11 protein-coding genes and 1 pseudogene are annotated in these 19,270 nt (G+C 36.2%); 6 read left to right on the top strand and 6 right to left on the bottom strand.

Annotation, left to right across the window (positions count from 1 at the left end; all coding sequences use genetic code 11):
• Nucleotides 1-6: 6 nt before the first annotated feature.
• The 3 genes from LUA86_RS07870 to LUA86_RS07860 form a co-directional block, all read right to left on the bottom strand.
• Nucleotides 7-498: a metallophosphoesterase gene (locus LUA86_RS07870; protein ID WP_231460058.1), complete on the bottom strand. Its 492-nt coding sequence runs from the start codon at nucleotides 496-498 to the stop codon at nucleotides 7-9.
• Between the two features lie 49 nt (nucleotides 499-547).
• Complete coding sequence (locus LUA86_RS07865) at nucleotides 548-1,264, bottom strand: tRNA1(Val) (adenine(37)-N6)-methyltransferase (protein WP_255713396.1); 717 nt, start codon at nucleotides 1,262-1,264, stop codon at nucleotides 548-550.
• A gap of 291 nt (nucleotides 1,265-1,555) precedes the next feature.
• Nucleotides 1,556-1,939: a VOC family protein gene (locus tag LUA86_RS07860; RefSeq protein WP_231460056.1), complete on the bottom strand. Its 384-nt coding sequence runs from the start codon at nucleotides 1,937-1,939 to the stop codon at nucleotides 1,556-1,558.
• Nucleotides 1,940-2,112: 173 nt separating this feature from the next.
• Between LUA86_RS07860 and purL the strand changes: the two genes are divergently transcribed.
• Nucleotides 2,113-5,790, top strand: a complete 3,678-nt coding sequence (gene purL / locus LUA86_RS07855) for a phosphoribosylformylglycinamidine synthase (protein ID WP_231460055.1) — start codon at nucleotides 2,113-2,115, stop codon at nucleotides 5,788-5,790.
• Between the two features lie 365 nt (nucleotides 5,791-6,155).
• On the opposite strand, the gene LUA86_RS07850 is transcribed toward purL, so the two are convergent.
• The gene (locus LUA86_RS07850; RefSeq protein WP_231460054.1) at nucleotides 6,156-6,524 is read right to left on the bottom strand and encodes a hypothetical protein; all 369 of its coding nucleotides are present in this window, start codon (nucleotides 6,522-6,524) and stop codon (nucleotides 6,156-6,158) included.
• A gap of 1 nt (nucleotide 6,525) precedes the next feature.
• Nucleotides 6,526-7,365 carry an energy transducer TonB gene (locus LUA86_RS07845; RefSeq protein WP_231460053.1) on the bottom strand — a complete coding sequence of 280 codons (840 nt, stop codon included), beginning with the start codon at nucleotides 7,363-7,365 and terminating at the stop codon, nucleotides 6,526-6,528.
• 202 nt (nucleotides 7,366-7,567) lie between these two features.
• Here LUA86_RS07845 and LUA86_RS07840 point away from each other — a divergent pair, with 202 nt between their 5' ends.
• Both LUA86_RS07840 and LUA86_RS07835 read left to right on the top strand, forming a co-directional pair.
• On the top strand, nucleotides 7,568-9,742 hold the full coding sequence (locus tag LUA86_RS07840; protein ID WP_231460052.1) for a glutamine synthetase III: 2,175 nt from the start codon (nucleotides 7,568-7,570) through the stop codon (nucleotides 9,740-9,742).
• Between the two features lie 388 nt (nucleotides 9,743-10,130).
• Nucleotides 10,131-11,312 (top strand): AIR synthase-related protein, encoded by a 1,182-nt coding sequence (locus LUA86_RS07835; RefSeq protein WP_231460051.1) that lies wholly within the window; start codon nucleotides 10,131-10,133, stop codon nucleotides 11,310-11,312.
• A gap of 430 nt (nucleotides 11,313-11,742) precedes the next feature.
• Here LUA86_RS07835 and LUA86_RS07830 read toward each other — a convergent pair whose 3' ends face one another.
• Complete coding sequence (locus tag LUA86_RS07830; RefSeq protein WP_231460050.1) at nucleotides 11,743-15,126, bottom strand: TonB-dependent receptor domain-containing protein; 3,384 nt, start codon at nucleotides 15,124-15,126, stop codon at nucleotides 11,743-11,745.
• A 527-nt stretch (nucleotides 15,127-15,653) separates the two neighbouring features.
• Between LUA86_RS07830 and lpdA the strand changes: the two genes are divergently transcribed.
• The 3 genes and pseudogenes from lpdA to LUA86_RS07815 all read left to right on the top strand — a co-directional run bounded on the left by lpdA (nucleotide 15,654) and on the right by LUA86_RS07815 (nucleotide 19,270).
• The gene (lpdA, locus tag LUA86_RS07825; protein WP_231460049.1) at nucleotides 15,654-17,042 is read left to right on the top strand and encodes a dihydrolipoyl dehydrogenase; all 1,389 of its coding nucleotides are present in this window, start codon (nucleotides 15,654-15,656) and stop codon (nucleotides 17,040-17,042) included.
• A 995-nt stretch (nucleotides 17,043-18,037) separates the two neighbouring features.
• Nucleotides 18,038-18,367, top strand: a pseudogene (locus LUA86_RS07820) (multidrug efflux SMR transporter).
• Nucleotides 18,368-18,430: 63 nt separating this feature from the next.
• Complete coding sequence (locus LUA86_RS07815) at nucleotides 18,431-19,270, top strand: MBL fold metallo-hydrolase (protein WP_231460048.1); 840 nt, start codon at nucleotides 18,431-18,433, stop codon at nucleotides 19,268-19,270.

The following is a 19,270-nucleotide window of genomic DNA, read 5'->3' as shown; positions in this document are numbered from 1 at the left end:
TTTACATTATCTACCTGATAACTCTATAACCTCTAAGGTATGAATATTTTCTTCAGTTACACTAAAACGAATCAAAGTTCTTACTTTATGCCAGCCATGTTTACCAGCTGCTCCGGGGTTTATATGCAAACATTTTAACTTTTCATCATATATTACCTTCAAAATATGGGAGTGCCCGGCAATGAATAATTTAGGCGGGTTAGTGTATATTTCTTCTTTTATATATGATGAATATTTACCTGGATATCCGCCTATATGCGTCATTAAGACGTTTATTCCTTCGCAGCTGAACCTGTTTTGCTCAGGAAAGGCCGATCTGATTAGCGCATCATCAATATTTCCAAACACACCTTTAAGGGGTTTAAATGCAGCAAGGGGCTCGGCAACATTCGGACCGAAATCGCCTGCATGCCAGATTTCATCTACAGCATCAAAATGTTTATAAACCGCATCATCCAAATAGCCATGCGTATCAGAAATTAGCCCAATTTTTTTCATTAATTATATTGATAGTTTTTATAATAAGTCATTTTTCGAATAAACAAAATCAGAAGGCAAGAAAGAAATCCTTCAATAATTCCTTATACTCATCAGTATGTTCTTTATAACTTTTGTAGATGTAAAACGCTTTAATGTTTAGTTCCTCAATTCCAAATGTTAAACTGATTATTACTCTAAAAGTTTTCTTAGTGCTATCAGAATGAAGATTAACCTGCTCGCTAACTTTCAAGTGATATTTCCTTGCAATTTCTTCAACAAGTTTTGCCTGCTTTACCGGTAAAATAAAACAGACTTTTCCGTTTTTATTTAGAAGATGAGCAGACTTTTGCACCAGCATCTCGAAAAAATCAACACTTGCATGTCGGGCTAAGCCTTTACGCTGCTCCTCATTTTTTAAATCGTTAATAAAGAAAGGCGGATTGGAAACAATCAAATCGAATTTTTGAGGGGATTGGAATGTTTCTATTGTTGTATGATGACAAAAAAGCCGGCTATTAAAACTAGAATTTCTAAAATTTTTATTAGCCGTTTCGGAGGCATCTTTATCAATTTCAACTGCATGGACTTGTGCATTAGGAAAACGCTGTGCCAGCATCATAGCTATTACACCAGTACCGGTACCAATATCTAACACATATTTCGGCTCATTATGCTTAACCATTGCCGCAATCAACACGCCATCAGTATTAATTTTCATAGCGCAATTGGTTTGATCAACATCAAATTTTTTAAACTTAAAAATCTGCTTATTTTCTTTATCCAAAATATTTAAACTTAAAACAACAACACAAATCTTCGATTATCAACATTGTAAAAATATACAAAACACTAAAAGTCAATTAATTATAAATAAATAAACTTATTTAATCTTTCATTTCAGAAAGCTGTTAATAAATAAATCAAACGTTTGTTTTACAAATTAATAATCATAACATAAGTTTGTATTAGCAATTTGAATGAATCGCGTTTCGACCGGGCTTTGAATTGTTAAAGTAATTAATACTCGATCGGTATCTAAATAGCCAACAACAAAATTGTTGGCTATTTTGTATTATTACTTTTCGTAAATTTCTAAAGGTAAGCCATCCGGATCGGTAAAAAAAGTAAACCTCTTATTTGTAAGTTCGTCAATACGAATGGGCTCTGTTGCAATATTCAGCCGATTTAAACGCCCTGCCTCAAGCTCAACATCATCCACTTCAAAAGCTAAATGACGCAAACCTAAAGCTTCTGGTCGGGATGGTCTTTCGGGTGGATTTTCAAAAGAAAATAATTCAATCTGATAAAGTTCATTTACAGCCAAATCTAACTTATAAGATTTTCGTTCAGCCCGGTAAAACTCACTAATAACTTTTAAACCTAATTTATTAACGTAAAAATCTTTCGATTTTTGATAATCAGAACAGATAATGGCGATATGATGAATACGATTAAACATGTTTTAAATTACGATTTTAGATTTTCGGATTACGATTAGATGCCTCAAATATCCACTAACTTTCTAACATTTCAACCTCTCAATTTTCAACAGCTAAAAAGCATTACGAATAAACCGAAAACCTTAACCTTTTTCACTTAAAAAAGCTAAATTTGCATCTTCAAAAAAAAAGCATGATTCATTTCTTCTTAAATCAATCCGATACGGTTTTTGTTTTACAGACAGACCATCCCATATCTTCAACTGATATTACTAAACTTGAATGGTTATTTGGCAACGCCAAGCTACAAAATGAAACTGCGCTAAGCGGTTTTTTTGTTGGCCCAAGGGCTGCAATGATAACCCCATGGAGTACTAATGCGGTTGAAATTACCCAAAATATGGACATCCATGGGATAATAAGAATAGAAGAATTTAAAAAGGTTGAAGAAGATTTTACGGCTTTCGACCCAATGCTTTCACAAAAGTATGATGGACTTAATCAAGAGGTTTACACCATCAATATTAAACCTGAGCCAATTTTAGAGATTACTGACATTGCCGCATTTAATAAACATGAAGGTTTATCTTTAAGCGATGATGAAGTTAATTACCTAACTGAGCTTGCAACAAGGTTAGAAAGACCCTTAACAGATTCTGAAGTTTTTGGCTTTTCTCAGGTAAATTCGGAGCATTGCCGCCACAAAATATTTAACGGAACCTTTGTTATCGATGGTGAAGAAAAACCAACATCATTATTCAAACTTATCCGTAAAACATCAGAAGAAAATCCGAACGATATTGTTTCGGCATATAAAGATAACGTAGCTTTTATTAAAGGTCCGCTTGTACAGCAATTTGCACCAAAACGTGCCGATGTGCCCGATTATTATGAAACGAGCAATTTCGAATCGGTAATTTCTATAAAAGCAGAAACGCATAATTTCCCAACAACTGTAGAGCCTTTTAATGGTGCCGCTACAGGTTCTGGTGGTGAAATTAGAGACAGGTTAGCTGGCGGACAAGGTTCATTACCTTTGGCAGGAACTGCAGTTTACATGACAGCACTTTCCCGTTTAGAAGAAAATCGCGATTGGGAAAAAGGTGTTGAAGAAAGAGCATGGCTTTATCAAAAGCCAATGGATATTTTAATTAAAGCCTCTAATGGTGCAACTGATTTTGGAAATAAATTCGGTCAGCCACTTATTACGGGTTCTGTTTTAACTTTCGAACATGAGCACTTCGACAAGCTCAGCATGACAAGCAGAAAGTTAGGTTTTGATAAGGTGATTATGCTTGCCGGCGGTGTTGGATATGGTAAGGCAAGTCAGGCTAAAAAACAAAAACCGCAAGAAGGCGATAATATTGTTGTTTTAGGTGGAGAAAATTATAGAATCGGGATGGGCGGTGCTGCGGTATCATCTGCAGATACAGGCGCATTTGGAACGGGCATTGAATTAAATGCTATCCAACGCTCAAACCCCGAAATGCAAAAAAGAGCTGCAAATGCAGTTCGAGGCATGGTAGAAAGTGAGCACAACACGATCATATCTATACATGATCATGGTGCTGGCGGACATTTAAATTGTTTATCTGAATTGGTTGAAGAAACAGGTGGATTAATCAACCTGGATAAACTTCCGGTTGGCGACCCTACCCTTTCCGCCAAAGAAATTATTGGTAACGAATCTCAGGAACGCATGGGATTGGTCATTAGTAACGAAAATATCGAAACCCTCCAGAAGATTGCGGATAGAGAACGTGCTCCAATGTATACAGTTGGTAAAGTAACAGGTAATCATCGTTTTACATTCAAATCGGAAACTACAGGTGCAAAACCTATGGATTTTGAACTGAAAGACATGTTTGGCAGCTCACCAAAGGTGGTAATGGAAGATAAAACTATCGATAGAAAATATGAAGAACTAAGCTACCAGGCAGATAAACTGAATGATTATCTTAATCAGGTACTTCAGTTAGAAGCCGTGGCATGTAAAGATTGGTTAACCAACAAAGTTGATAGATGTGTTGGTGGTCGTGTGGCTAAACAGCAGAATGCTGGTCCGCTGCAATTGCCCCTAAACAACTGCGGTGTAATGGCTTTAGATTTTCTTGGAAAAGAAGGTATTGCAACATCAGTAGGACATGCACCAATTTCAGCATTAATTGACCCGGCAGCAGGAAGTAGAAATGCAATCGCAGAATCGCTTTCCAACATTGTATGGGCTCCACTTAAAGATGGTTTAAAAAGTGTTTCACTTTCTGCAAACTGGATGTGGGCTTGTAAAAATGAAGGTGAAGATGCTCGTTTGTACAATGCGGTTAAGGCTTGCTCGGATTTTGCTATAGACCTAGGCATCAATATCCCTACAGGAAAAGATTCGCTTTCGATGAAGCAAAAATATAAAGATGGTGATGTAATTGCTCCGGGTACGGTTATTATTTCTGCTGGCGGAAATTGCGATGATATTACTAATGTTGTTGAACCCGTTCTGAAAAAAGATGGTGGCTCAATTTATTATATCAACCTTTCTAATGATGGCTACAAATTAGGCGGTTCTTCTTTCGCACAGATTTTAAACAAGGTTGGAACAGAAACACCGGATATTAAAAACGCTGAGGCTTTCAAAACAACTTTTAATACAATACAGCAACTAATTAAAGAAGGAAAAATTCAAGCCGGCCATGATATAGGTAGCGGTGGTTTAATTACCACCTTACTGGAGATGTGTTTTGCGGATATTGACCTGGCTGCAAAAATTGATTTATCTGCCCTGAAAGAGGCCGACTTAATTAAAGTTTTATTTGCTGAAAATATTGGTATCGTTTTTCAGGCAGATGCTTCCGCTGAAGAAATTTTGAAGGCAAATGGTGTAGAATTCTACAATATTGGAAATCCGATAAATGGAAATACGTTGACCATAAATCACGCAGATGTAGATTACAAATTTAATATTTCTGAATTACGTGATACCTGGTTCAAAACTTCTTACTTATTAGATATAAAGCAAAGCGGCGATGTTAAGGCTAAAGAACGTTTTGATAATTATAAAAATCAGCCTTTAAAATACAACTTCCCTGCACAGTTTGATGGTAAAAAACCTTTAATTGACAATAACAAACCACGACCAAAAGCGGCTATTATCCGTGAAAAAGGAAGTAACTCTGAGCGTGAATTAGCAAATGCAATGTACCTTGCAGGATTTGATGTTAAGGATGTACACATGACGGATTTAATTAGCGGACGTGAAACTTTAGAAGACATTCAATTTATTGGTGCAGTTGGCGGTTTCTCAAACTCTGATGTTTTAGGTTCGGCGAAAGGTTGGGCTGGAGCATTTATGTACAATGACAAAGCCAGAATCGCATTAGAAAAATTCTTCAGCAGAGCTGATACACTTTCTGTAGGGATTTGCAACGGTTGCCAGTTATTTATTGAGCTTGGCTTGATAAATAAAGACCATGCAGAAAAACCAAAAATGCTGCATAATGAAAGTCATAAGCACGAAAGTATTTTTACCTCTTTAACAATAGCTAAAAACAAATCGGTAATGCTTTCTACTTTAGAAGGTGCAACTTTGGGCGTTTGGGTATCGCATGGCGAAGGAAAATTCAGCCTGCCTTATGCAGAAGATAAATATCAGATTGTATCTAAATATGCGTATGAGCAATATCCGGCTAGCCCGAATGGCTCTGATTACAATACAGCAATGATGTGCGATGAAACTGGCCGCCATTTGGTAATGATGCCACACATTGAACGCTCACTATTTCAGTGGCACTGGGCAAATTATCCGGCAGGCAGAAAAGAAGAAGTTTCTCCATGGATGGAGGCTTTTGTAAACGCCAGAAAATGGATTGAAAACAAGTAAAATGATGGATGATGTGAGATGGATAATGGAATTCTTTCCCTCATCCATTTTACCAAAACACATATAATACTTTTAACAACACGGCTTGAGCAAATGCTCAAGCCGTGTTGTTTTATGCTATCTCCAATTTCATCAATCCAACATCTTCCATTCCACATTTTCCATCCAACATCTTCCATTCTACATTTTTTAAAGCTGTTCGACATGTTCCGAAAGGCATGTCGAACACATAATAAAACAGGATTTTACAAATCCTAAAAACTTCAAACCAAGCCGTTCAGATTTATGCTCTGTTCAACATCATCCATTTCACCTCACCCTTCCTACATCATCCATCCAACACCTTCCATTCCACATTTTCCATCTTACATCCTTCCATCTTCCAAAATCACATCTTTTCTAACGTCTTTTCGCCAGGCTTTGCCATATTTAGCGTCCAGATAATTGGCCACAACTTTATTATAAGCGGCTAAACTAATATTTAAGGGCAAAACACATCCAAACTGATAATAGTTAACATTATACTTTTTCTCGAAGGGCTTATCACCTTCATAATGTTTTGAAGCTATGCCACTCCAAATTAAAAACTTTATGTTTCCTCTGCTGATGTCTTTTTGAGCTAGTTCAATGCTGTACGATTGGCTGGTATCTGAGGCAAGAACATCAGCAGCTTTTAGTTGAAAGGTAAAAATCAGGCCTAGTAAAACAATCAATAAATTTTTAATAGGTAGCATTTTAATTATTTAAGGTAAAAGTTATAGGCAAGTTGAAGCGAACACGAACGGGATTGCCTTTATTTTTACCCGCTTTCCATGCTGGTGATTTCTTGATTACTTTTAAAGCTTCCTCATCGCAACCGAAACCAATACCTCTAACCAGATTAACATTTGTAATCGAACCATCTTTTTCTACAACAAAACTTATAAAAACTTTACCTTGTGTTCCGGCTTCTTGCGCTTGGTAAGGATACCTTAAATTACGTTGTATGTATTTCGCCCAGGCTTTCATTCCACCTTCAAATTCCGGATATTCATCTACACCAGAAACATCTGTAATTTCATTACCGCTAGGCTTATCGCCTTCACCAACTTTGCTACCATTGCCATTACCTTCATCAACTTTAGCTGGCAAAACAATGTTTGGATTTATTTCACCATTCTGAGTAATGTTACTTATAACTGCATCTTTAGTATCATCAATTGTAGGCGCAGGTTTTGCAATCGCATCATTTACCACTTCAATTTTCGAGGGCATATTAATGCTTTTCACTTTTACAGGTTCTTCTTTCTTAATTTCCTCCTTTTTCTCAGGTTTAGGCTCTTCAATTTTAAAAATCTTATCATCAGGTATGCTCACCTGAACGCCTGTGTCAACAACTTCAGCAGGATTTAATCTGCTATAAATTAAAGGCGCAACACTTAATAGTATAAACACACCACCGGCAACAAATAAAGATTTAGTTAAAATTGATGAAGATTGTGCCCTTAATGCGTAAGCGCCATAGTTTTTGTTTCTTCCAGAAAATACAAGATCGAGCCACTCGGTTTTGTAAATGTTAAATGATGAGTTAAACATAGTTTTTGAGTTTTATACCATGATGTAATTAAATCATCAATTCCATAAAACTTTAAAAAATCTATATTATTTGCTAAAAATGAAATTTTAAAGAACAAAATCATTTTCATATTTCATTTTCGATAAAATTGAGATATTTCTTACAATTGTTTCATAAAAATTAATAAAATATACTATTTTTGACAAAAAACATAACGAATTAATGAAAAGCTTAAGAACCATCGCATTAAAAGAGGCTCAAAACAGAATTTCACCAGAAGTTAAATCACCATCTACAAAAATTTCTGACTTTTTTGGCGCTAATGTATTTGATAAGAAAAAAATGAGAGATTTCTTATCTAAAGACGTGTACGAAAAATTAATTTCATCTATCAACCAAGGTGAATTAATCAATACTGAGGATGCAAACCACATTGCAACAGCTATGAAAGCTTGGGCAATGAGCGCAGGAGCAACTCACTACACACACTGGTTCCAGCCTTTAACAGGTACTACTGCAGAAAAACACGATTCATTTTTTGAGCCAAGTGGCGAAGGTGCTATCGAGAAATTTGCTGGTAGCGCATTAGTTCAACAAGAGCCAGATGCATCTAGTTTCCCTAACGGAGGTATCCGTAATACTTTCGAGGCTCGTGGTTACACAGCTTGGGATCCATCATCTCCGGCTTTTATCATGGAAAGCAAAGCTGGTAAAACACTTTGCATCCCTACCGTATTTGTTTCTTACACAGGCGAAGCATTAGATTATAAAGCACCTTTATTAAAAGCATTAGCTGCATTAGATAAAGCTGCTGTTGATGTTTGCCAATATTTCGATAAAAGCATTACTAAAGTAAATGCGTCATTAGGTATCGAACAAGAATATTTCCTGGTTGATGAATCTTTATTTAACGCCCGTCCGGATTTATTATTAACTGGTCGTGCTTTATTCGGACACATGTCCGCTAAAGGTCAGCAATTAGAAGATCACTATTTTGGTTCAATTCCTGAGCGTGTATTCACTTACATGGTAGATTTCGAAAATGAAGCCTTAAAATTAGGTATTCCTTTAAAAACCCGCCATAATGAGGTTGCACCTTCTCAGTTTGAGTGTGCACCTATTTACGAAGAAATCAATTTAGCAATCGATCACAATCAATTATTGATGGATTTGATGGAAAAAGTTGCTCGTCGTCACCATTTCCGTGTTCTATTACACGAAAAACCATACGCAGGCATTAATGGTTCTGGTAAACACAATAACTGGAGTTTAATTACTGATACTGGTAAAAACTTATTAGCACCGGGCAAAACGCCTAAAAACAACTTAATGTTCCTGGCTTTCTTTGTAAATACAATTAAAGCAGTTAGCGAGCATGCAGATTTATTACGTGCAAGTATTGCATCGGTAAGCAACGATCACCGTTTAGGTGCTAACGAAGCGCCACCTGCAATTATTTCAATCTTCTTAGGTTCTCAATTAAATGATGTTTTAGATGAAATTGAGCACTCACGTATCAGCAAAAAAATTAAAGAAGATAACGCACTTTGGTTAGGTATCCCTAAAATTCCACAAATTTTATTAGATAATACCGACCGTAACCGGACATCTCCTTTCGCTTTTACAGGTAACAAATTTGAGTTAAGAGCAGTGGGTTCGTCAGCTAACTCATCAGCACCAATGACTATCTTAAACGCTATAATGGCAGAACAGTTAGTTAAATTCAAATCTGAGGTTGATAAATTAATTAAGAAAGGTGATAAAAAAGACATCGCTTTATTAACGGTTATCAAAAAATACATTAAAGAATCTAAATCAATTCGTTTTGAAGGAAACGGTTATAGCCAGGAGTGGGAAGATGAAGCTGCAACACGCGGTTTATCAAACATCAAAACTACGCCTAAAGCTTTAGATGCTTATTTAACAGAAAAATCTGCTACTTTATTTGAAGCTACAGGAATTTACAGCAAACGTGAAATTCATGCCCGCCATGAAATCATGTTAGAAAACTTCTACAAGAAACTTCAAATTGAGGCTCGTGTAATGGGTGAAGTTGCAAATACTGCAATTATTCCTGCTGCTATCGCCTACCAAAATTCTTTAATTGAAAACGTTAAAGGATTAAAAGAACTTGGTGTAAATAGTAAATCATCTTTGGATATTGTTAAGAAACTATCTGAGCATTTAGATATCGTTAAAACCAATATCGATGCCATGTTAGAAGAACGTAAAGTGACCAATAAGATTGAAGATACTCGCGAAAAAGCAATTGCTTACGACGAGAAAGTTAAATCTTACTTCGATACTATTCGTTACCATGCAGATAAATTGGAGCAAATTGTTGATGACAGCGTTTGGCCATTACCAAAATTCAGAGAATTATTATTCATGAAATAAGCCGCAAGCACAAAGCTGAAAGCTCAAAGATTAAGGCGTAAGGTAAAACTTTACGCCTTTTTTTTTGGATCATGATTTTCAGGATTAACGATTTTAAGATTCAATTGTGTTTAGCGCCAAACATAAAAGCTTACATGCTCTTAATTTCTTATATAGTAAAAAAGAAATAACATCTTATGATTATTAGAATATAAAATCATCAGACTGCTAATTCCCCCATTACCAATCCCTATAACCTATTTTCCATCATCCATTTCCTATTCTTTATTTCCATATTTCCAATTACCTATTCTTTATTTCCCATCTTCCATCAAACATCTTCCATTTCCAAAATCCTTTGACCTTTCAGCTTTAGTCTTTCAGCTTAAAAAGCTATCTTTGTAGCAACATGAGTGATAATAGGTACAATCAAAGGGGTGTTTCTGCCTCAAAAGAGGATGTGCATAATGCCATCAAAAATATTGACAAAGGAATCTTCCCGAAAGCATTTTGTAAAATCATTCCGGATATTTTAGGCGGTGATGATGAATACTGTAACATCATGCATGCTGATGGTGCTGGCACGAAATCTTCACTAGCTTATGTTTACTGGAAAGAAACCAATGACTTATCGGTATGGAAAGGCATTGCACAAGATGCCATCATCATGAATATCGACGACTTAATCTGTGTTGGTGCGACCGACAATATCCTTTTATCCTCAACAATTGGCCGTAATAAAAACCTTATTCCTGGTGAAGTACTTGCTGAAATCATTAATGGTACAGAAGAAATTTTAGCCGACTTACGCGACCAAGGCATTTCTATTTATTCTACCGGTGGCGAAACAGCAGATGTTGGCGACTTAGTGAGAACTATAATTGTTGACTCTACGGTAACATGTCGCTTAAAGCGTGAAGATATCATCAGTAATGATAATATTAAACCTGGCGATGTTGTAGTAGGTTTAGCATCGTACGGACAAGCAACTTACGAAACCGAATATAACGGTGGAATGGGCTCAAATGGATTAACCTCTGCCCGTCATGATGTTTTCGATAAATCAATCGCTAACAACTATCCTGAAAGTTTTGATCCTGCTGTTCCATTTGATTTAGTTTTTTCTGGAAACCAAAAGTTAACGGATGAAATTGAAGTTGAAGGTTTTGGAAAAATTACTGCTGGTAAATTGGTCTTATCTCCTACCCGTACTTATGCACCTGTTATCAAAAAGATTTTAGAACATCACAGAAATAAAATTAATGGCATTGTACATTGCAGTGGTGGCGCACAAACTAAAGTGCTTCATTTTGTTAATGATGATGTACACGTGATTAAGGATAATTTATTTCCTGTTCCGCCATTGTTTAAATTGATTCAGGAAGAATCGGGTACAGATTGGAAAGAAATGTACAAGGTATTTAATATGGGTCATAGAATGGAGCTTTACGTTCCTCAGGAAATTGCAGATGATATTATTGCAATCTCAAAAAGCTTTAACATTGATGCACAAATTATCGGTCGTGTTCAAAACAGCGATAAAAAGCAGGTAACCATCAACAGCGAAAAAGGAATATTTGTTTATAATTAATTCCTCTTCCGTCATTTCGAGCGGAGCCGAGAACCACGAATGTGCTCAGCGAAGCTAAATCTTTGAACATAGCAATAAAATTTTCTGATTTCTATCGGTCATCCTGGGTGGAATCGAATGACTTACATAATAAAATATTACTAGCTCTTAAATATGTTCTGAAAGATATCTGGAATCTGCAAAAAATTTAATCTTAAATCCTAATCCATTTATTATTTTGGACTCGCCTTGCTAACATTTAGCATCGCTAAACTAACAGATAAACACTTACTTAATAGATAAAGCGTAGATCAAGCATGGATAAAGCATAGATAGAGTACTGTAATAGTACTAAACTATATTTATTGCATCCATTAGGACTTGAAACCTTTTATAAACGAAAAAGTCCCGATTTGCATCGGGACTTTTTAATTAATACTAATTTTATGTATTAGTTAAAGTTATAACGTACACCAAACTGCATGTAGTAAGTAGAAGAAATGGTTTGAGAAGTACCAAACGTTTCTCTTACGATATCACCTGAAGCGTTAGCAACTCTAAAGGTTGGTCTTGTAGTTGCGTTGATTGCACTAACATTTTGAGGAACCAAAACCTGAGCATTATTAACGAAGTTTACATTACCCCAATTACGGTTTAATAAATTTCCAACATTGAAGATATCAACAGTAAATTGGAATGAATTTTTAGTTTTACCAAAGTCTTTGAAAACTTCCTGAGTTAACCTGAAATCGAACTGGTTTCTCCATGGAGATACACCACCGTTACGCTCAGCAACTTTACCTCTATTTTTACTCAAATATTTATCCTGAGCAATATAAGCTTCAAAGATATCAGCTTGCTCTTGGGCGCTATATGCTCTAGCGTAATTTGCTGTATTCGCTGGAATAGCCACAAATGATGCAGCAGTTAGCTCTCCTGGATTTGGAATATACATTAAATCGTTTCCTGATACGCCATCACGATTAAAATCTCCATTATAAGCATAAGAAAATCTACCTTGTTGTGCTCCTTCGTAGAATAAATTGAATGAAGTAGCTAAGTTACCGAAGTATGATTTCTTGTAAGAAATATTTGCAACAATTCTATCCGGGTTCAAGTTACTTGAATAACTTAAAGTTGGAACGTTAGCGTTGTTTTGAGTTTGCGGAGCGTTCCATAAACCAGCTAATTGGTCACCACTTTGGTCACCATAATTGCGTTGGTCAGAACGTGTATAAGCAATCATTGCTGAAATACCGTTGCTGAATTGTTTTGTTAATTGAGCAGTAGCCATCCAATTATAACCGCCTTTAACATTCTCCATTTGGATGGCGTTAAATCCTGTTACTGTACCGTTAGTACCACCACTTGGGGTTCCGTTAGCTACTGGTAAACCAGCTGCATTAATTGGGTTAATGTATTTATCAGAATTACTTACAGGATAAAACAATCTACCGTCTGGATAACCTGAAATTTGAATAGTCGGATTCACTAGGTTTAAGTTTTTAGCAACCGCAACATTTAAATCACGACCATAAATACCTTCTAAAGTACCAACGATACCACCTGGTAATTTAACATCAAAAGCTAAACTAGATTTCCACGTTTGAGGGAATCTAAGGTTTGGTGCCATTACACTAATACCTGCAGAAGGAATTGAAGTTCCAGCAGCTGGAGCTGCAGAAGATAATTGTGGAGCAATTGATGGATTAAAAAACGGCACTGCATTTCCTGTATAACTTTGAGTGTATTGGATTAAACCAGCATCACCTGATTGAGAAACAATCCATACGAATGGGATACGACCAGTAAAGATACCAGAACCACCACGTACTTGGAATGAACGATCGCCCATTACATCCCAGTTAAAACCGAAACGAGGAGAGAAAGAAATTTTGTTTTCAGGTAAAACACCTGTGTCAACTTTTTGTCCACCAAAATTCAAACCAGCCACCAATGGATGAGTTCTAACTTCAGTTATATCTGGATAAGTAGCTTGTTCAACACGTAAACCAGCAGTTAATTTTAAACGATCACTTACGTTAAACTCATCTTGTAAATAAGCAGAGTATTGATTGAATTTAAAACTTGGATAAGCTTGAGAACCGTCAGCTGTTAGAGGATATGTAACAGTATATTGAAGTGGTCTTTGATTAGTAATAAAATCATTCCACGTTCTGAAAGTATAGAAACCTGTACCAAAGCGTTGGAAACCATTTTTAGTTGTACTAAACTCAGCCTGAACACCTAATGTTAAATTGTGTTTACCCAAAGCTAAACTTAAATCATCACTATAAGTATAACCTTTCACATCTCTTAGGTTACCATAAGAAAAGGGCTCATATCCAAAAGTGGTTAGAACACTACCAAAATTATTTCCTACAGGAATACCATCTAAAATATCAACCAATGGAAAAGGATTTCCGTCAGTTGTACGAGGATCGTTCTGATGAGAATAAGTAGCTCTTAAAACATTTGTTACTTTACTACCAAAGTTTGAGTTTAACTCAGCAACACCAGAATATAAATTAGCTGCTTGATAATAATTTGAGTTGAAGAATGGTAAACCGGCAGTTCTAGCCGTTCCAGATCTAACATTAGCATAAGCAAAACCAGTTATCGAGCCAATTGGCGAACCGCCAGTTGAAGTACTTGCTGATGAAGGTGATTTACTTTCTACCTGATTATATCGAACACTAAAACGGTGATTTTTATTAATGTTCCAATCTAAACGAGCAAACATTTTTTCGTTATCGCTTCTGTTTTGATATCCTTGATAAGGACCAGTAGCATAGTTGTAAGTATTTAATAAATATGAACTAACCTGATTCAAGAATGTTTCTGATGCCTGAACAACATTTGGATTTGCTGTTGAGTAAGGATTTGCAGGGGTTGCCGCAATTCTTTGTGTACCTGGAGCGATAGTTAGTTTTTTCTCATAGTTAACAAAGAAGAATAATTTATCTTTAATTATCGGACCACCTAAACTGAAACCAAAATTTTTCTCATCGAATTTTTGTAAAGCCGGGATACGGTAAGTTTCGCCAATTCTCTTTCCTTGTTGTTCTTCACCACGCATTGTATAGAAAGCATTACCAGAGAAAGTATTCGTACCAGAACGAGTAACCGCACTTACCGAACCACCTGTAAAACCAGTCTGACGAGCATCATAAGGCGTTACGTTTATAGAGATTTGCTCTAATGCATCGATTGAGATTGGAGAACCACCCGCAGGGATATTACCACCAATACCAAACTGGTTATTAAAGTTAGCACCATCTACAGTAAAGTTGTTCGAACGATAGTTACCACCACCAATTGAAGTACCATTAGCTTGTGGCGTTAAACGCGTTAAATCGTTAACACTACGTGTGATGGTTGGTAAGCTCTGAATTTGCGCTTTGTTAATAACAGTTGAAGTTCCGTTTTTATTAGAATTTAAAATTGTATTTGAACCTGTTCCAACAATTTTAACCTCAGATAAAGTAGAGCTGTTATCTACCAAAGTAGTATTTAATACATAAGGCTCGCCTAATTTCAAATAAACCTCTGTTTGTTTTGCAGGGTTATAACCAACAAAACTAATTTCAATTGTGTACGGTCCGCCAACACGCATACCACCAATCGTAAAACGACCGTCGTTGTTTGTTGATACGCTGTAAACCGTTCCTGTAGGAGTATGCGTAGCTTTTACACTAGCACCAGGCAGAGCGCCCTGATTATCCTTAATTGTTCCTGTCATTGACGATGTGGTTACCTGTGCATTAGCACCTAAAGTAATCCCTACAAAAGCCACAACAACGAGTACTAATCTTAAAAGTAAAGATTTCTTCATACTTTGTTTTTTTAATTGTTTTTTGTTGAATAATAAATCGGGAAGATTTTGTGCCGCAAATGTAATTATTAATTTTTAACACATTTTAACATCCAATGTTAAATTATTATTAATTGTGTCAAAACTTTTCAACATTTAACATTGGTATTTCACATTTAACCTTCACTTTATCAATAACTTGCTTATTTATGATTTTAATAATGAATCCAAGTGCTTTATATGTGTGTTTTTACACCCATTATAAACTTATTGTAACGAATTTTTCAATTGTCGTTTATTAAGAAACATTTTTTTAGTTTTGGCAAATGATAAGGCGATTATAGCCTTTAATGGTAGTGTATAATTATTGAGATTGTACGGGATTAATTTGCATCAGGCAAAGACTTCTTCATCAGAAGATTACCAAATTTAAAATAGATTAAAAGCAAATCTTTTTGAATAGATAAGAACCATCCATAATTAAAGGATATTTTTTTTTTAATTATGGTAAGCTCCATCTGACAGATATAAAAAATAAGAAGAAACAGATGAATTACGACGTTATTGTTTTAGGCAGCGGCCCAGGTGGTTATGTAGCTGCAATCAGAGCTTCACAATTAGGAATGAAAGTTGCAATTGTAGAGCGTGAATCTTTAGGTGGTATTTGTTTAAATTGGGGCTGTATCCCTACTAAAGCATTATTAAAAAGCGCCCAGGTTTTCGAATACATTAACCATGCTGCAGATTATGGTATTACTACCGCCGGAGCGACTGCAGATTTTGCTGCTGTTGTAAAACGTAGCCGTGGTGTTGCCGATGGCATGAGCAAAGGTGTTCAATTCTTAATGAAAAAGAACAAAATTGACGTTGTTATGGGTACCGGTAAAGTTAAGCCAGGCAACAAATTAGAAGTTAAAGGCGCTGATGGTTCTCAAAAAGAATTAACTGCAAAAAATATTATTATCGCTACCGGTGCTCGTTCAAGAGAGTTACCAAACTTAAAACAAGACGGTAAAAAAATTATCGGCTACCGCCAGGCAATGGTTTTACCTGAATTGCCAAAAAGCATGGTGGTTGTAGGTTCTGGAGCCATAGGCGTAGAGTTTGCTTATTTCTATGCAACAATGGGTACTAAGGTAACTATTGTTGAGTTTATGGAAAATGTAGTTCCGGTTGAAGATGAAGATGTATCGAAACAATTATTACGTAGCTTGAAAAAAGTTGGTATCGATGTAATGACTTCAGCTTCTGTAGAATCTGTTGATACAAATGGCGCAGGCTGCAAAGTTTCTGTTAAAACCGCTAGCGGCATGCAAACCATCGAAGCAGATATCGTTCTTTCTGCGGCTGGTATTGTTGCTAATATTGAGAATATTGGTTTAGAAGAAACCGGCATCAAAACTGAAAAAGGTAAAATTGTAACCGACGGATTTTATAACACATCTGTAAAAGGTTATTATGCCATTGGCGATGTTGTTGGCGGACAAGCCTTAGCTCACGTTGCCTCTGCAGAAGGTATTATCTGTGTAGAGAAAATTGCTGGTCAGCATGTTGAACCTTTAGACTACAATAATATTCCTGGATGTACCTATTGCACACCAGAAATAGCATCAGTTGGTTATACTGAAAAAGCAGCTAAAGCAGCCGGTTACGAATTAAAAATTGGTAAATTTCCTTTCTCAGCATCGGGTAAAGCAAGTGCAGCTGGTGCAAAAGATGGTTTTATAAAATTAATTTTTGATGCTAAATACGGCGAATTATTAGGCGCACACATGATTGGCGCTAATGTTACCGAAATGATTGCGGAAATTGTAGTTGCCCGTAAATTAGAAACTACCGGACATGAAATGATTAAATCTGTTCACCCGCACCCTACCATGAGCGAAGCCATAATGGAAGCCGCTGCTGATGCTTACGGAGAAGTAATTCATTTATAGCATTAAATTTCATTGATATTAGAAAGGAAGTTCTTTTTGAACTTCCTTTTTTGTTTAAGAACAATCCAATTCTGAGAGTTTACCCCCCTCAAAGTATAAATCCTCCCCATGCCTCCCGAATAGTCAGGACAGGCTTCTCCAAAGGGGGATAGCGTGGCGCATCTGCAATCCCTAACAATTTCTTAATAATTTGCGCAGAAAACTCGCTATATCCACCCTGCAATCCGGCATAGGAAATGATGGATGGATAAAACGTTAAAGCTTATGCAGAAAATTGCAAATACCAAAAAACCAAAGTAACACGTTATGCCCTATTCTTAATCGAGTAATTGTGTTACTGAAATCAAAGCTTTAAAGAATTTACCAGACAGCAGTTCCACCTGTCCCGAGCATTCGGGAAGCCTTGATTTTTTGTTTCTTTTGTATCAAGACGAAAGAAAAGGCCATTCGGCGACTAACCAAAAAATACTAAAAGATTGCTTCCTCGAAGTATTATGATAAGCTGTGCCTTGCAATGACGAAAAACATTCGATATTAAAGTTTAACAATAATTTGAAGCGCAAATGCAGAAGCCATTCGGTTATTTCGGTCCCGCTAGGGGCTATTTTGCAAATGGTTTGTGAATGGCAAAACTTAAAAATTATCGACAATACAACATTTCGATTGCAAAGAGAACCACTAAGTGCTCAGTGCAATTAAATTTTAAATATGAGAGGAATTGTTCAAACATCACTCCATTTCGCTGCGCTTCAGTCGAGATGACGAGTACGGCTTTTAAGCACAGACCTTTGTAAGTAAACCCGACATAAACGAGCATGAAGCGCAGCGGAATAAAGTGATTGGCGGGGCTGTAATCTGCCATTTAAACTGAACGCTCATTTCCAAAAAATTAAAACAACCCAAGCATTGTGAAGCTAAGCCATTAAAACATTTAGCTCTTTTATCTGTTCAAAAATTGAACTAATTATTATTTAATAAAAAACAAATAGAAAATTATGCATTGGATATTACTTATTATTGCAGGCCTTTTCGAGGTTGGATTTACCACATCGTTAAAATTATCAGAAGGATTTACCAATTGGAAATGGGCTACAGGATTTGTAGTTTGCGTTATCATCAGCTTTGTTTTCCTTACAAAAGCTATTTAGCAGATTCCGCTCGGTACAGCTTACGCAATATGGTCTGGAATTGGAGCAGTTGGAACTGTTTTGGTAGGGATACTTTACTTTAAAGAAGATGCTAACTTTTGGCGAATCTTCTTCATCGGATTACTGATTCTATCTATTGTAGGCTTGAAAATGGTAACCCCAGATAAATCAGCTTAAGCAAAATCATTTTGCCCATCGCTTAAAACATCCTAAATTTAGCGTTCATATTTTATTAGAGCGATGACATTACATACTATAGATACCGGTTTGTTTAAATTAGATGGTGGCGCAATGTTTGGCGTAGTACCTAAAGCGATTTGGCAAAAAACAAATCCGGCCGATGCAAATAACCTATGCACCTGGGCAATGCGCTGCCTTTTAATTGAAAACGATAATAAATTAACTTTGGTTGATACCGGCATTGGCAATAAACAGGATGAGAAATTCTTTAGCCATTATTATTTGCATGGCAATGATTCGATGGAGCAATCTTTAGCTGCGCTGGGTTTTAATGCTGCCGATATTACAGATGTATTTTTAACTCATTTACACTTCGACCACGTAGGTGGTGCCATTGTACGTGACGGAGATAAATTATTGCCAGCTTTTAAGAACGCAAATTATTGGAGTAACGAAAAACACTGGCAATGGGCGGTTGAGCCCAATCAGCGGGAAAAAGCATCGTTTTTAAAAGAAAACATTCTGCCTATTTACGAAAGTGGTCAGCTAAAATTTGTTGAAGAACGAGAGAATATTGAATTTCAAAGGAATATAAACATCAGCTTTGCATATGGGCATACTGACGCGATGATGTTGCCAAAAATAAGCTATAAAAGTAGAACGATTGTTTATATGGCTGATTTATTGCCATCTGTAGGGCATTTGCCCCTACCTTATGTTATGGCTTATGATATGTTCCCTTTAAAAACTTTAACTGAAAAGCAGGCATTTCTGGAAGAAGCGGTAAATAATAGTTACATTTTATTTTTGGAGCACGACCCGATTAATGAATGTTGTACATTACAAAGAACTGAAAAAGGCATCCGCGTTGCGGAAACTTTCAAATTAAGCGAAATTTAA

Source organism: Pedobacter sp. Leaf132, from assembly GCF_920984695.1.
GTDB lineage: Bacteria > Bacteroidota > Bacteroidia > Sphingobacteriales > Sphingobacteriaceae > Pedobacter.
The sequence above is the reverse complement of the archived record's forward strand: the minus strand, read 5'-3'. Positions and strand labels throughout refer to the sequence as shown.